14 protein-coding genes are annotated in these 14,369 nt (G+C 69.2%); 13 read left to right on the forward strand and 1 reads right to left on the reverse strand.

The genetic code is table 11. The features are described from left to right. Window positions 1-435 (forward strand): MerR family transcriptional regulator, encoded by a 435-nt coding sequence (locus tag PIR02_06465; protein WZH38306.1) that lies wholly within the window; start codon window positions 1-3, stop codon window positions 433-435. Window positions 436-444: 9 nt separating this feature from the next. Further along, a complete protein-coding gene (locus tag PIR02_06470) occupies window positions 445-1,830 on the forward strand; it encodes a DEAD/DEAH box helicase (GenBank protein WZH38307.1) in 1,386 nt (461 codons plus the stop codon). Here the strand turns inward: PIR02_06470 and PIR02_06475 are convergent. Next, window positions 1,818-2,471 carry a biliverdin-producing heme oxygenase gene (locus tag PIR02_06475; protein ID WZH38308.1) on the reverse strand — a complete coding sequence of 218 codons (654 nt, stop codon included), beginning with the start codon at window positions 2,469-2,471 and terminating at the stop codon, window positions 1,818-1,820. The two genes, PIR02_06470 and PIR02_06475, sit on opposite strands and share 13 nt — an antisense overlap. Window positions 2,472-2,688: 217 nt before the next feature. Between PIR02_06475 and PIR02_06480 the strand changes: the two genes are divergently transcribed. The 11 genes from PIR02_06480 to PIR02_06530 all read left to right on the forward strand — a co-directional run bounded on the left by PIR02_06480 (window position 2,689) and on the right by PIR02_06530 (window position 14,367). Beyond that, window positions 2,689-3,960 (forward strand): serine hydrolase, encoded by a 1,272-nt coding sequence (locus PIR02_06480; GenBank protein WZH38309.1) that lies wholly within the window; start codon window positions 2,689-2,691, stop codon window positions 3,958-3,960. Between the two features lie 153 nt (window positions 3,961-4,113). After that, complete coding sequence (locus PIR02_06485) at window positions 4,114-4,791, forward strand: GntR family transcriptional regulator (protein ID WZH38310.1); 678 nt, start codon at window positions 4,114-4,116, stop codon at window positions 4,789-4,791. A 61-nt stretch (window positions 4,792-4,852) separates the two neighbouring features. After that, window positions 4,853-6,049 carry an FAD-dependent oxidoreductase gene (locus tag PIR02_06490; GenBank protein ID WZH38311.1) on the forward strand — a complete coding sequence of 399 codons (1,197 nt, stop codon included), beginning with the start codon at window positions 4,853-4,855 and terminating at the stop codon, window positions 6,047-6,049. After that, entirely contained in the window at window positions 6,046-6,381 is a 336-nt protein-coding gene (locus tag PIR02_06495; protein ID WZH38312.1) for a (2Fe-2S)-binding protein, read from the forward strand. The genes PIR02_06490 and PIR02_06495 overlap by 4 nt, the downstream gene beginning before the upstream one ends. Beyond that, window positions 6,378-7,787, forward strand: coding sequence for an FAD-dependent oxidoreductase (locus PIR02_06500; protein ID WZH38313.1), 1,410 nt, complete (start codon window positions 6,378-6,380; stop codon window positions 7,785-7,787). Before PIR02_06495 ends, PIR02_06500 begins: the two co-directional genes overlap by 4 nt. Window positions 7,788-7,835: 48 nt before the next feature. After that, a complete protein-coding gene (locus PIR02_06505; GenBank protein WZH38314.1) occupies window positions 7,836-8,837 on the forward strand; it encodes a proline racemase family protein in 1,002 nt (333 codons plus the stop codon). Between the two features lie 16 nt (window positions 8,838-8,853). Then, window positions 8,854-10,380 carry an aldehyde dehydrogenase family protein gene (locus PIR02_06510; protein WZH38315.1) on the forward strand — a complete coding sequence of 509 codons (1,527 nt, stop codon included), beginning with the start codon at window positions 8,854-8,856 and terminating at the stop codon, window positions 10,378-10,380. Beyond that, window positions 10,377-10,685 carry a hypothetical protein gene (locus tag PIR02_06515; GenBank protein ID WZH38316.1) on the forward strand — a complete coding sequence of 103 codons (309 nt, stop codon included), beginning with the start codon at window positions 10,377-10,379 and terminating at the stop codon, window positions 10,683-10,685. Before PIR02_06510 ends, PIR02_06515 begins: the two co-directional genes overlap by 4 nt. Before the next feature lie 117 nt (window positions 10,686-10,802). After that, window positions 10,803-11,843, forward strand: a complete 1,041-nt coding sequence (locus tag PIR02_06520) for a sugar ABC transporter substrate-binding protein (protein ID WZH38317.1) — start codon at window positions 10,803-10,805, stop codon at window positions 11,841-11,843. A gap of 26 nt (window positions 11,844-11,869) precedes the next feature. Further along, a complete protein-coding gene (locus tag PIR02_06525; protein ID WZH38318.1) occupies window positions 11,870-13,390 on the forward strand; it encodes a sugar ABC transporter ATP-binding protein in 1,521 nt (506 codons plus the stop codon). Beyond that, a complete protein-coding gene (locus PIR02_06530; GenBank protein ID WZH38319.1) occupies window positions 13,387-14,367 on the forward strand; it encodes an ABC transporter permease in 981 nt (326 codons plus the stop codon). The genes PIR02_06525 and PIR02_06530 overlap by 4 nt, the downstream gene beginning before the upstream one ends. Window positions 14,368-14,369: the final 2 nt, after the last annotated feature.

Below are 14,369 nucleotides of genomic sequence, written 5' to 3' on the forward strand. Positions count from 1 at the left end.
ATGAAGTCAATCGGTGAGGCGGCCGCCCAGTTCGGGCTCGACACGCACGTGCTGCGGTACTGGGAGGACGAGGGGTTGCTGCATCCGGATCGGGACACCGCCGGTCGGCGGCGCTACTCGGACGACGACAGCGTGCGCATCGCCGTGGTGCTGCGCAACAAGGCGGCGGGCCTGTCGCTCGATCAGATCCGCGTGCTGCTCGACGAGGGGGCGCCCGACCGGCACCGCGTCCTCGAGGAGCACATCGCCGAACTCGACCGCCGCGCGGCCGACATCGCCGAGGCGCGGGCGATGACCGAGCACGCGCTGCGGTGCCGCTCGCACGACATCACGCAGTGCCGACGGTTCCGCAGCCACGTCGCCGACGTGCTCTCGGGCGAGGCGCGGTGGCTGCTCATCCACACCGAGCCGCCCCGGACGGGCGTCGCGAACTAGCATGAATCGATGACCACCCCGCCTCTTTCCGCCGAGCAGCAGGCGCTGTTCCGGTTGATCGAAGACACCCGGGAGCACGTCTTCGTCACGGGGCGCGCCGGGACGGGGAAGTCGACGCTGCTGCAGCACCTCGCGTGGAACACCAAGAAGCAGATCGCGGTGTGCGCGCCGACCGGTGTGGCCGCGCTCAACGTCGAGGGACAGACGATCCACTCGCTGTTCCGTCTGCCGATCGGTCTCATCGCGAACGGCGACATCGATCAGAACGACGCGACGCGCAAGATCCTGAACGCCATCGACACCCTCGTGATCGACGAGATCTCGATGGTCAACGCCGACCTCATGGATGCCATCGACCGCTCGCTCCGCCAGGCGCGGGGCCGGCGGGCCGAGCCGTTCGGCGGCACTCAGGTCGTGATGTTCGGCGACCCCTACCAGCTCGCCCCCGTGCCACCCCGAGGAGACGAGGCTCGCTACATCAGCGACCACTACCGGTCGTTCTGGTTCTTCGACGCGAAGGTGTGGTCGGGCGAGGCGGCGAGCGACGGGCTCATCGACATCGGCCGCCACGGTGCTCACCTGCACGTCAACGAGCTGGTGGAGATCCATCGGCAATCCGACCCGGGGTTCAAGACCCTGCTCAACGCGGTGCGGTACGGGCGCGTCACGGCCGAGATGGCCGGCATCCTGAACTCCGCGGGAGCCCGCACGCCGCCGCACCCGGCCGACGGAGAGCACCCGGTCATCACGCTCGCGACCCGCAACGACCGCGTGAACACCATCAACCGCAAGCACCTCGACGAGCTCGTCGGGCGCACGCAGACGGCCAACGCCGAGATCTCGGGCGACTTCGGCCGCGGCGAAGCGAACTACCCCGCCGAGATGGAGTTGACCCTCAAGGTGGGCGCGCAGGTGATGTTCCTCCGCAACGACGGGGCGCAGTTCGGCGAGGCACCGCGCTGGGTCAACGGCACGATCGGCACCGTCACGCGCATCGCGGGCGACAGCGTGCGCGTGGAAGTCGACGGCACCGAGCACGACGTCGAACCGGCCGTGTGGGAGAGGTACCGCTACGCCTACGACCCAGGCACGAAGAACCTGTCCCGCGAGATCGTCGCGGAGTTCACCCAGTTCCCCCTGCGCCTCGCGTGGGCCGTGACGATCCACAAGTCGCAAGGCAAGACGTACGACCGCGCCGTGGTCGACCTCGGCGCCGGGGCGTTCGCCCCCGGGCAGACGTACGTGGCGCTCAGCCGCCTGACCTCGCTCGAGGGCCTCTATCTCTCTCGCCCGCTGCGCCCCAGCGACATCCGCGTCGACGAAGACGTGCGCCGCTTCATGAAGCAGGCGTGGCTCGGTCGGCAGGCCGAGGCGAGCGCCGCTCAGGCGACCTGAGACGCCTTCGCCCGCGCGAGATCCTCGAACAGCTCGGTGTTGAACCGGTACGCGACGAGCACCTCGTCGATGACGCGCGCCTTCTCGTCGTCGTCCCACGGGGCCGCGTCCAGCTGCTCGCGGTAGACGTTCTTGAACGCCTTCGGGTCGGCGATGTCGCCGAAGAGGAAGAATCCGATGCCATTGGTGTCGAACCCGAAGCGGCGCTGCATCAGCCGGCCGATGAAGATGCCGCCTGAGAGGTCGCCGAGGTATCGCGTGTAGTGGTGGGCGACGAACCCGCCGGGCCAGGTCGCAGCGACCCGGCGGATACGTGACACGTACGCCTGGGTCGTGGGCAGCGGAGCGATCTGCTCGCGCCAGTCGTCGCCGAGGAGGAACGCGAGGTCGGCCTCGAGCGCGGGCAGGCGCGTGAGCTTGTCGTTGATGAACACGGATGCCACCGGATCGTGCCGCATGCGCTCCGTCGCCGCTTCGAGGGCTTCGTAGATGAACCAGTGCTGGACGACCAGGGCGATGTAGTCGTCGCGCGTGCCCGCACCGCCGAGCAGATCCGCCATGAATCCGGCGCACTCGGCGGTGGAGTGGGCGCTGCTGGAGCGCTCACGCAGGGCGGCGGAGAACGGGACGACGGCGTTCATGGGGCCATCATACGCACCGAGTTAGGGGAACCTAACCCCTGATTCGCTGTGTCTTGCCGTGGTGTGGCCGGGGAAAAGGGGAAGTCCTCGGTCGCGCGATCGAGATGTGATGCAGACGTGACGCCCGGCCGGCGCAAGCGGCAGGAACGCTCAGGTGGCGTGTGTTTGAATTCTTGGACCGCGTCATTCGTCGTGCGCGGATTCCAGGGGGTTCGGTATGGGGACTTGGCGTCGATCTGCCGCGGTCGCGATCGCCGGCGCGGGTGTCCTCGCCGTCATCTTGAGCGGGTGCACGCCGGAGGCCACGGTCTCTGTCGACGTGCCGGCGCAGGTGGATGCGCCGCTGGCCGACCAGACGGTCACCGAACTGCGCGACGCCGTCACCACCGCCATGGCCGCCACGGGATCGACCGGCGCCATCGTGGGCGTCTGGGTGCCGTGGAGTGGCACCTGGGTGTCGGGTCTGGGCACGCAGGGGCCGGGAGGAGCCGAGGTCACCGCAGACCTCGGGTTCCGCGCCGCCGACGTCACCAGTGCGATGACGTGCGATGTGCTCTACGGTCTCGCGTCCGACGGGACCCTCAAGCTCGACGACAGCGTGACGACGTGGGTCAGCAACCTCCCCGGGTACGAGGACATCACCTTGCGGATGCTGTGCGACGGCACGTCGGGGCTCGGCTCGTACTCGTCGGTGCTCAACGGCGTGGAGCTGAACAACCCCGACCGGGCGTGGAACGCGCGAGAGCTGCTGGCGTACGGCATCTCCAGCCCGCGACGCAACGCCCCCGGTGCGTCGTTCTCCGACTCGGACACGAACTACCTCATCGCCGGTCTTGCGGCGGAGCACGCGACGGGTGAGTCGTTGTCGGACCTCATCCGTGAGCGCGTGGCCGGACCTCTGGGTCTGTCGGCCACCGCGCTGCCGGCGCCGGCCGCCGCCGCGCCGTCCTCGTCGCCTCTCGAAGGGTTCCGCTCGCAGCAGATCCCCGAGGGCGGCTGGACCTGTGATCAGCCGCAGGACGTCACTGTGCTGTCGTCGAGCTTCGGCGGCGCCGCATCGGGCGCTGTCACGAACATCACCGACCTCGGCCGCTACACCCAGGCCCTGGCATCCGGCTCTCTCCTCCCGGACGGCACCGACCGCTTCGCCTCGCCGCTCCCGGTGAGCGCCGACGACCCCACGTGGTTCACCGCGGCCGGGGGCGCCTACCAGGCCGGCTCGCTCATCGGGCAGTTCGGGGTCACGATGGGGTACATGGTGGGCTCGTTCGCCGATCCCGAGACCGGCATGGCCGTCTCGGTCGTGCTGAACAACTCCGCCGGCAACCCGAAGACCGCCGCGTGGCTGACCTGGGAGCTCGCGGCGATCGCGTCGAAGGCTCCCGCGGCCTCCGGTCAGACCGCGCCCGAGGCGGGACTCCCGTGGACGGCTCAGCAGATGCGCGACGGCATCGTCGGCAACGCGATCTGCACGGTGCCGACCCCCTGACGCTGTCCGCGCTGCGCGCCGGAGGCGAAGGCGATGGGCGTCCACGCGACGCAGGATGCCACGGGGCCCGGGTTCGCGCTCCGATGACGCGACACGGGGTGAGCCGGGGTAACGTGTCGCATACCACACAGGCCTCCGAGCGAATCGACACCCATGACTTCCCTTCCCGCTGTGACCCCGATCCGGCCCGCGTCGAGCTTGCGCGAACGGGTCGAGCTGGCGCTCGAAGCGGCCATCAGGTCCGGGGAGATGCCGGCGGGCGAGGTGTTCTCCGCACCGGCTCTGGGAGCGCAGTTCGACGTTTCGGCCACCCCCGTGCGGGAGGCCATGCTGAATCTCGAGGCCAAGGGGTTCGTCGAGACCGTCAGGAACAAGGGCTTTCGCGTCACGGCCGTCAGCGACCGCGACATCGACGAGATCGTGGAGGTCCGCCGACTTCTCGAGCCCCCCGTCATGCGGCAGATCGCCGGAAAGATCGGGCCGGAGGCCCACGACGAACTGTCACGACTTGCGGACGCCATCGTGACGAACGCGGCCCGCGGTGATCTGAGCGCGTATCTCGAGGCGGACAGGGCGTTTCATGCCGCCCTCACGGATCAGGCGGGGAATCGACGGCTCACCGAACTCGTGTCGGATCTTCGACGTCAGACCCGCCTGCCGGGCCTTGCGGGTCTTCTCGCAACGGAAGAGCTGGCGCAGTCGGCGGCCGAGCACCACGATCTCCTGCGGTTGCTCTCCGAGGGCAAGGGCGAGGAGGCCGAGGACCTCATGCACAAGCACATCGGCCATGTCATCGGCTGGTGGGCGGGTCGCCCCGAGCCGGGAGCCTGAGCGTCCCGGACCTCACGAAGTGTGACATAGTACTGATGGCCGCGGTCATCGGGAGGTAAGCATGTCGCGCATCGTCGTCATCGGCGCCGGAATCGTCGGAGCCGCGACCGCGCGAGAGCTCGCGCGCGCGGGGCACGAGGTCGTCGTCGTGGAACGATCCACCGCGGCATCGGGAACGTCCGGTCGCGGTGAGGGAAACATCCTGGTGAGCGACAAGGGCCCCGGCCCCGAACTCGACCTCTCCCTCCTGTCGCGAGGGCTGTGGCCTGCCCTCGTCCGGGAGCTGCGTGCCGAGCTCCCCTCGGACTTCCCGGGGATCGAGTTCGAACCCAAGGGCGGTCTCGTGGTCTCCACCACCGATCAGGGCGCGCAGTCGCTCCTCGCTTTCGCCGACAGGCAGCGGGCGGTGGGGGTTCGTGCGGAGGTGCTCGAGCGCGATGAGGTGCTCGCTCTCGAGCCCCACCTGACCGAGCGCTTCACGTCAGCGGTGCTGTACCCCGACGACGCTCAAGTGCAGCCGGTCATCGCCACCGAGGCGTTCCTCGCGTCGGCACGCCTGTCGGGCGCGCGCGTCCTCAGCAGCACTCGCGTCGTCGCCGGTGTCCGCGACACGGCGGGACGAATCGTCGGCGTCCGGATCTCCGGCCCCCGCGGAGAAGCCCGCCTCGATGCCGATCACGTCGTCGTGGCAGCCGGACCCTGGAGCGCGGAGGTAAGTGCCCAGCTGGGCGCGCCCATCCCCGTCCGCCCCCGTCGCGGCATGGTTCTGGTCACCACCCGCATGCCTCATCGCATCAGGAGGAAGGTCTACGACGCCGACTACGTCGGGGCCGTCGGGTCCTCCGGCGAGGAGCTCCAGACCTCGAGCGTCGTCGAATCCACGGCGGCGGGCACCGTCCTCATCGGATCCTCCCGTGAGCAGGTCGGGTTCCGCGACGACTTCCGGGCGGCCATCGTGGCCGAACTCTCCAGAAAAGCGATCACTCTCTTCCCGTTCCTCGCGTCGGCGTCCGCCATGCGCAGCTACAGCGGATTCCGTCCCTACATGCCCGACCATCTCCCGATGATCGGCCACGACCATCGCGTTGCCGGGCTCTGGCACGCCACGGGGCACGAGGGCGCCGGAATCGGTCTCGCTCCCGCGACGGCGGTCCTTCTGCGCGCGATGATCTCGGGCGAGCCCACCCCCATCGACGCCTCCGGATTCGCGCTCGAACGCCCCACGCTCCAGCCCCACCTCGACGAGGTGGCGGCATGACGTCGTGGCGTGTGCCCCGCGATCGCGACGCGGTGGAGCCGACGCACTCGCCCACGCTCACGGTGTCCGTGGACGGTGCGACGCTCGAGGGAGCGGAGGGGCAGACCATCGCAGGGGTCCTCTTGGCCTCGGGACGGCTCGGCTGGCGCACGACGTCCGTCGGCGGTCGTCCTCGTGGCGTGTTCTGCGGCATCGGAGTCTGCTTCGACTGCATCGCCGAAGTGAACGGCGAGAGAGACGTTCGACTGTGCCAACGCCGCGCGAAGGACGGCGACGTCGTCCGTTCGCAACAGGACGCTCTCCCCGTCCCCGTCTCCGAGGAGGAAGCATGACCAGGAACGTCCTCGTCGTCGGCGCCGGCCCCGCGGGTCTCGCCGCAGCCGTCGCAGCACTGGATGCCGGTGCCGCGGTGACCCTCCTCGATGCCTCCGACGAAACCGGTGGCCAGTACTGGCGGCATCTCCCACCCGCTCGAGCCGGACGTCACGAGAAGCGTCTCCACCACGGCTGGGAGAAGTATCGCGCCCTCCACGAGCGCGTCGCGGCGGACCCCCGCTGCACCCTCCTCCTTCGTGCCAACGTCTGGTCCGTCGAACCCGATCCCTCCTCTCCGAGCGGCCGCCGAGTCAACGTGGCCGAGGGCCCGGTCGATCAGACCGGAGCCCTCATGCGGAGCTTCACCCCGGACAGCATCGTCATCGCCACGGGCGCGCACGACCGCACCCTTCCCTTCCCCGGGTGGGAACTGCCCGGAGTGTTCACCGGCGGGGCCGCTCAGGCCCTGGCGAAGGGAGAGCGGATCTCCATCGGGCGCCGGGTCGTCGTCTCCGGCGCGGGGCCGTTCCTGCTGCCGGTGGCCACCTCCGTCGCCGAGACGGGATCCCGGGTGGTGGAAGTCCTCGAGGCGAACCGCACGGGGCGCCTGCTGAGAGGGTGGTCCCCTCAGCCGTGGCAGCTCGCCGGCGCACGGTCCAAGGCCGGAGAGCTCGTCGGGTACGCGCGCGCATTCGTCCGCGGACGCATCCCGTACCGCACGGGGAGGGGAGTCATCGCGGCACACGGCACCGACAGCGTCGAGGCCGTGACGGTCGCCGAGCTCGATGCGGACTGGGCGCCCCTTCCCGGCACGGAACGACGTATCGCCGTCGACGCGGTCTGCGTCACCCACGACTTCACTCCGCGCCTCGAGGTCGCGCTGGCCGCCGGATGCGAGCTGACGGAGGACCGCTTCGTCGTCGTCGACGGCCATCAGATGACCACGGTCGCCGGGGTGTACGCCGCCGGAGAGGTCACGGGCATCGGGGGAGTCGACCTCGCCCTGGCGGAAGGCGCCATCGCGGGCGCGTGCGCGGCGGGCGAGAACCCCATGGCCGGCGCTCTGCGCCGCCGGACCGTCTTCTCGGGCTTCGCCGCCCGGATCGCTGCCGCGCACGGAATCCGGCCCGGATGGCGGAAGTGGATGGCCGACTCCACGGTCGTGTGCCGGTGCGAGGAGGTCTCCTACGGAGCGATCTGTCGAAGCGCCGATGCGGCGCCGGGGTTGCGCTCCCTGAAGCTGACGACGCGCGCGGGGCTCGGGATCTGCCAGGGGCGCATCTGCGGTCGCACCGTGGAGCAGATCCTCGGCGGGCCGGGGCCGGGTGCGGACGGTGCGCGTGTCGACCGTCGGCCCATCTCGACACCCCAGCGACTGGGCGACCTCGCGTCCCTGGCCGAACAGGCACCACCACATCCCTGATCCTCTCCCCGTCCGGCCGAAACGTCCTGCACAACCCGGAGGTGCGCCATGCGCTCAACCACGCTCTACACAGCGGTCGACTCCCACACCGAAGGGATGCCCACCCGCGTCGTCACCGGCGGGGTCGGGGTCATCCCCGGCGCGACGATGAACGAGCGTCGGCTCTACTTCATCGAGCATCTCGACCACATCCGTCGGCTCCTCGTCAACGAACCCCGGGGCCACGCGGCCATGAGCGGAGCGATTCTCCAGCCGCCGACCCGTGACGACGCCGACTTCGGCGTGCTCTACATCGAGGTGTCCGGGTGCCTGCCCATGTGCGGCCACGGCACCATCGGTGTCGCGACCGTTCTCGTGGAGACCGGAATGGTGGACGTCGTCGAACCGGTGACGACGATCCGCCTGGACACACCGGCGGGACTCGTCATCGCGCGCGTTCACGTCTCCGACGGGCACGCCGAATCCGTGACCATCGAGAACGTGCCGTCGTACGCCGTCCGCCTCGATGACCACATCACCGTCGACGGCCTCGGCGACGTGCCCTACAGCCTCGCCTTCGGGGGCAACTTCTACGCGATGGTCGAACTCGACGACATCGGGCTCCCCTTCGACCGCTCACATCAGACCGAGATCCTGAAGGCGGGGCTCGCGATCATGGACGCGATCAACACCCAGAACCCTCCCTCGCACCCGGAGATCGACGGTGTGGACCACTGTCACCACGTCGAGTTCATCGCGAAGGGTTCCGACGCCACCCACTCCCGCCACGCCATGGCCATCTTCCCCGGCTGGTTCGACCGCTCCCCCTGCGGCACGGGAACGTCCGCGCGGATGGCGGAGCTGTGGGCGCGGGGCGAGCTCCCTCTCGAACAGGACTTCCGCAACGACTCGTTCATCGGGTCGACCTTCACCGGCCGTCTCATCCGCGAAACCGAGGTCGCCGGCATCCCGGCCGTCGTCCCGACGATCACCGGTCGCGCCTGGGTGACAGGCATCGGTCAATACATGCTCGACCCCTCGGATCCCTTCCCCCAGGGATTCGAGTTCTGACTGACACGGAGGAATCATGACGTCGCCCACCCCCACCACCGATCTCCACCGGGAATCGGTTCTCGCCGCCGCGGCCAGCGCCGCCCCGGTGCTGGCCGCGATCCCGCCGAGCGTCCGCGCCGCCGCGCTCGTCGCTGCGGCCGATGCTCTGGATGCCGCGGTCGACGCTCTCGTCGAGGTCGCCCAGCGAGAGACGGGACTCACGGAACAGCGCTTGAGGGGAGAGCTCCGGCGGACGACCGTGCAGTTCCGGCTCTTCGCGGATGTCGTCGTCGACGGGTCGTTCCTCGACGTCCGGCTCGACGCGGCCGACAGCGCCTTCGCGCTCGGTCCTCGCCCTGACCTTCGTCGCTACCTCGCGCCGGTCGGGCCGGTGCTGAATTTCGCCGCGAGCAATTTCCCCTTCGCGTTCTCCGTGGCCGGGGGCGACACGGCCGCGGCCCTGGCCGCGGGATGCCCCGTCGTCGTCAAAGCTCACGACGGACACCTGGAGCTCTCGCTGATGACGGCGAGGATCGTGGCGGACGCTCTGGTCGCGGCGGGTCTGCCGGAGGGCAGCCTCGATGTCATCATCGGCCGGGAGGTCGGGGTCGCGGCCCTGCAGGACGAGCGCATCACGGCTGCCGCGTTCACCGGATCGACGAAGGGGGGTCTGCACCTCGCGGCGATCGCGGCCGCCCGCCCCACGCCCATCCCCTTCTTCGGGGAGCTGGGCAGCGTCAACCCCGTCTTCATCACGTCGGCGGCCGCGCAGGAGCGCGGAGACGCCCTCGCCGCCGAGCTGGTCGCCAGCGTCGGCGGATCAGCGGGTCAGCTCTGCACGAAATCCGGGTTCGTCTTCGTCCCCGCCGGCGGACTCGGTGACGAGGTCGTCCGGCAGGCCGCGGCGACCGTTCCCGAACATCGCCTGCTGTACCCCGGGATCGCGCAGGGCTACCTCGACAGGCGAGGGAGCATCCTCTCGGCTCCGAAGGTGCAGACGATCGTCGAGGGCGTCGTGCGCGAAGACGGTGACGGCAACGCCTGGGTCACTCCCACCTTCGTCCGCACCGACCTCGAGGCGCTTCGCGCCGACCGCGAACGGCTGTTGGACGAAGCCTTCGGCCCCTTGGCGATCCTGGTCGAGTACTCCGACGCAGACGATCTGCCGGGGGTGGTCCGCGAGCTGTTCCCCGGCAACCTCACCGGCTCTCTCCACACGGCTGCCGGAGAGGATCCGTCCGGCTACGCGGACCTCGCCGACGCGCTGGCGGCCCACTCCGGACGCGTGGTCTTCAACGGCTGGCCCACCGGTGTCGCCGTGACGCCCGCGATGACGCACGGCGGCCCGTTCCCGGCCACCACCGGGTTCGGCGGCACGTCGGTCGGAACGACCTCGATCACGCGATTCCTGCGGCCCGTCACCTACCAGAGCGCTCCGGATGCCGTTCTCCCGGCGCCCCTGCGCGACAGCAACCCCTGGGGTGTTCCCCAGCGCCACGCGCCCGCGGGTGAGTCGGCGACCTGGGGGCACGCGGCGACGTCGGGGCGGGTCGGCGCATGATCCGCAGCGTCCTTTCGCTCCGGCCTCCTCGGGAACGGGTGGGCGAGGTCCTCGAGGTGTACCGCGCCGAGGAGATCCTGCAGTTCTCCCTGGACAACTCCCGCGCGGTGGCGTCGGAGATCTCCGTGGCCACCGACGGGTCGGGGGAGGTCATGGTGACCGCGCTGTGGCCCGATCTGGACGCCTATCAGGAGTGGCTCGACCACCCTCGGCGTCAACGAGCGGGGCTCGTGGCGATCCTCGACGGGGTGGAGGTGGGCTCGGCACGACTGTTCGAGATCGACCACGCCGTGCGTAAGGACTGAGCAACGCCGCGGAAATGCGCTGGACACACTTCCTCACTACCTTTGGCATAGGAGATGTGACATAGTACTGAAGAGGGTGCTCGACCCTCGTGTCACGTTCCACAAGGAGGTAGGAAAGTGCAGCACAAATCACAGCAGCGCATCCGCCGGATCGCGGTCGCAGCGACAGCACTGGCCGTCGCCGCCGGAACCCTCACCGCGTGCAGCGGCGGGGCGAGCGGTGGCGGCGGCGCCGACGGCGGGTACCGCATCGCGGTTCTCCTGGCATCCAGTCAGAACGGCTACAACCAGGCCGTCGGCGACGGCGTCAAGCAGGAAGCAGCCAAGCTCGACCCGAACATCCAGATCACCATTCTCGACGGCCAGTTCAACTCCGGGACGCAGCTCGGTCAGCTGGAGACGGCCGGAACCGGCAATCAGTACGACGGCGTGGTGGTCGTGCCGTCCGACGGCACCGCCCTGGCGGCGGCCTTCCCGCTCGGCAACGGCATCCCCGTCGCCACCGTGCTCAACCCCATCGGTCCCGACATCGACAACATGGACCCCCAGGTGGAGGGCGTGGTCTCGACGGTGGCGGTTCCGCCCAGCGACGCCGCGGCCACGCAGGCGGAGGACGTGGTCAGCTACTGCAAGGACATCAACCCCTGCAAGGTGGCCCTGCTCGTCGGACAGCTCAACGCGCCTCTCGACGTCGCGCGCGAGAAGGCGTACCGCAGCGTCCTGGAGAAGAACTCCAACATCCAGATCGTCGCGACGGTCGAGGGAAACTACGACCCCGACGCCTCGGCGACCAGCATCAGCAACGTGCTGCAGACCACACCGGACCTCAACGTCGTTCTCTCCAACGCGGATCAGCAGGCGAAGGGCGCGCAGATCGCGCTCGAAGACGCCGGTATCGACCCGAAGTCGGTCTACCTCACCGGTGGCGGCGGCACGCAGGAAGCGGTCCAGAACGTTCGGGACGGCATCTGGAAGGCCGACTACCTCAACTTCCCCGTCTCGATGGGGAGCGCCGCCATGCAGCAGCTCTACAACAGCCTGACCGGCGCCGAGGTCACCGCGTGGGTCAATGCGGATGAGATCGGTGGCGTCGAGCCCTACGCCAACAAGACCACGCTCGAGAAGTCGCCCGACTTCACGGGTGAGTGGGTCGGCTGAGCCGCCCCTGACGGATCGGACTCTCTATGAACACCACGTCCTCGATCATCGAACTGCGCCAGATCTCGAAACGCTTCGGTGGCACGAAGGCGCTGGATGCCGTCGACCTCGACCTGCGCGCGGGAGAAGTGCACGCGCTGGTCGGCGAGAACGGTGCCGGAAAATCCACCCTCGGAAAGATCGTCGCGGGGCTCTACAGCCCCGATTCCGGCGAGCTGACCGTCGACGGCCGACCCGTGGGGCGCTGGGACACCGTCCGCGCCCAGCGAGCCGGTGTCGTGATGATCGCTCAGGAACTCTCCCTCGTTCCCGAGCTGACGGTGGAGCAGAACGTGTTCCTGGGAGTCGAGAGCAACACCCTGGGCGTGATGCGACGAAACGTCGCGCAGCGCTTCGCCGACCTCGAGGCACAGGCCGATTTCCGCCTGCCGCCGAAGGCGCTGGTCGGCGATCTTCGGATCGCCGACCAGCAGAAGGTCGAGATCATGCGCGCTCTCGCTCGGGAGGCACGCGTGATCGTGATGGACGAACCGACCTCGTCGCTCACCGCCCACGAGACCGAGCGGCTCCACACCCTCATCCGCTCCCTCCGGGAGCAGGGCCGGACCATCGTGTACGTCTCGCACTTCCTCGACGCGGTCCTCGACGTCTCTGATCGCATCACGATCATGCGCGACGGCGTGCGCGTGCGCACGGCGGACGCGGCCGACGAGACAAAGGGCTCCATCGTGCAGGGGATGCTGGGGCGCGAGCTCTCCGTGACCTTCCCCGAACGGCGCCCGCGCGTCGATCCGTCCGTCCGTCCCGTCCTGACGGTGGAGGGCGTGTCCACGACGGCGGGGGTGCAGTCCGCCTCTCTGGAGGTGCGTCCCGGGGAGATCGTCGGTCTCCTCGGGCTCGTCGGCTCGGGTCGATCGGAGATCGCACGCGCCATCGCCGGGGCGGATCCGATCACCTCAGGAAGGGTCGTCTTCGAGGGGAGAGAACGCCGCCGCTGGAACACCCGCACGGCCATCGAGGCCGGCGTCGTGATGGTTCCCGAAGACCGTCACGCCCAGGGCCTCGTGCTCGAGCGCAGCGTGAAAGAGAACATCTCGCTCGCCTTCCTCGGTCGGTTCGCCCGCCTCGGAGTCGTCAACCCGCGTCGGGAACGAGACAACGCCCAGCAGTTCGCCGAGGCGCTGAGCATGCGTCCTCCGCGCATCAACCTCGAGATCGGCGGCCTCTCCGGCGGAAATCAGCAGAAGGCTCTGCTCGCCAAATGGCTCATCGGCGATCCGACGTTCGTCATCCTCGACGAACCCACACGAGGCGTCGACATCGGCGCCAAGGCCACCATCTACCACCTCATCGCGGACCTCGCCGATCGGGGGGTCGGAGTCCTCCTGATCTCCTCGGAGCACGAGGAAGTCCTCGCGTTGAGCACCCGTGCGTACACGGTGACCGCCGGGACGATCGCGGGCGAAGTCGACCCCGCAGCCCTCGGCGTCAGCGACGTGCTCGCCCACCTCTTTGCCGTCGACCAGGAGATCGGAAACCCCGCATGACCGCCACAACGTCCACCACCACCGTGCCCCGGGGCCTCACCCTGGCCCGTGTCCTGGTCTTCCTTCGTGACTATGCGGTCCTGATCCTCCTCGGCATCCTCATCCTCGTCCTCGCGATCGCCTCTCCCTCGTTCTTCACGTTCGCGAACCTGCTGAACATCGCCAACCAGAACGTCCCCCTCGCGCTCATCGCCGTCGCCGGAACATTCGTCATCATCTCGGGTGCCTTCGACCTCTCGACCGCGGCGATCTACGCCGTGGGGAGCGTGTCGGCGGCGTGGGTGGCGGTGGAGAGCGGCAACATCACGCTCGCCCTCATCGCTCCCATCGTGATCGGCGTCGTACTGGGGATCGTGAACGGCCTCGCCGTGACGGTACTGCGCGTGCATTCGTTCCTCGCCACGCTCGCGACGAGCCTGATCTACAAGGCCATCGCCGTGCTCATCACCGGCGGTGCCCTCATCCAGGTGACGGCGACCGGCTTCTCGGAGCTCGGTCGTGGGCGGATCGGCGGAGTCTTCTACTCGGTGATCGTCCTCGTGCTTTTCGTCGCGGTCATGTGGTTCCTCCTGAAGGGCACCGTGTTCGGCCGTCACGTCTTCGCCGTCGGCGGCAATGCCGACGCCGCACGCCTCTCGGGCATCCGGGTCGACCGCGTGAAGGTCATGGTCTTCGCGCTCAGCGGCCTCGCGGCCGGTATCGCCGCCGCCATCGGCGTCTCGCGCATCGCCTCCGGCCAACCCCAGGCCGGAGCCGGCCTCGAACTCTCCGCCATCGCCGCCATCATCCTCGGCGGCACGAGCATCTACGGCGGTGTGGGTGCCGTCTGGCGATCGCTCGCGGGCGTCTTCCTGATCGCCCTCATCGGCAACGGGTTCGACATCCTCGGCTTCAACCCCCAGATCAAAGATCTCGTCACGGGCGTCATCATCCTGGCCGCCGTCGCGCTCGCCGCCGCCGGCACCCGCCGCCGCTGACC

The sequence above is a fragment of the Microbacterium enclense genome (genome assembly GCA_038182865.1).
GTDB lineage: Bacteria > Actinomycetota > Actinomycetes > Actinomycetales > Microbacteriaceae > Microbacterium > Microbacterium enclense_B.

Bases quoted from the DNA above. Each gene is read 5' to 3' on its own strand.
- PIR02_06530 (WZH38319.1), top strand. From the start codon at position 13,387: ATGACCGCCACAACGTCCACCACCACCGTGCCCCGGGGCCTCACCCTG.
- PIR02_06525 (WZH38318.1), top strand. From the start codon at position 11,870: ATGAACACCACGTCCTCGATCATCGAACTGCGCCAGATCTCGAAACGC.
- PIR02_06480 (WZH38309.1), top strand. From the start codon at position 2,689: ATGGGGACTTGGCGTCGATCTGCCGCGGTCGCGATCGCCGGCGCGGGT.
- PIR02_06500 (WZH38313.1), top strand. From the start codon at position 6,378: ATGACCAGGAACGTCCTCGTCGTCGGCGCCGGCCCCGCGGGTCTCGCC.
- PIR02_06515 (WZH38316.1), top strand. From the start codon at position 10,377: ATGATCCGCAGCGTCCTTTCGCTCCGGCCTCCTCGGGAACGGGTGGGC.
- PIR02_06475 (WZH38308.1), bottom strand. From the start codon at position 2,471: ATGAACGCCGTCGTCCCGTTCTCCGCCGCCCTGCGTGAGCGCTCCAGC.
- PIR02_06495 (WZH38312.1), top strand. From the start codon at position 6,046: ATGACGTCGTGGCGTGTGCCCCGCGATCGCGACGCGGTGGAGCCGACG.
- PIR02_06465 (WZH38306.1), top strand. From the start codon at position 1: ATGAAGTCAATCGGTGAGGCGGCCGCCCAGTTCGGGCTCGACACGCAC.
- PIR02_06485 (WZH38310.1), top strand. From the start codon at position 4,114: ATGACTTCCCTTCCCGCTGTGACCCCGATCCGGCCCGCGTCGAGCTTG.
- PIR02_06510 (WZH38315.1), top strand. From the start codon at position 8,854: ATGACGTCGCCCACCCCCACCACCGATCTCCACCGGGAATCGGTTCTC.
- PIR02_06470 (WZH38307.1), top strand. From the start codon at position 445: ATGACCACCCCGCCTCTTTCCGCCGAGCAGCAGGCGCTGTTCCGGTTG.
- PIR02_06490 (WZH38311.1), top strand. From the start codon at position 4,853: ATGTCGCGCATCGTCGTCATCGGCGCCGGAATCGTCGGAGCCGCGACC.
- PIR02_06505 (WZH38314.1), top strand. From the start codon at position 7,836: ATGCGCTCAACCACGCTCTACACAGCGGTCGACTCCCACACCGAAGGG.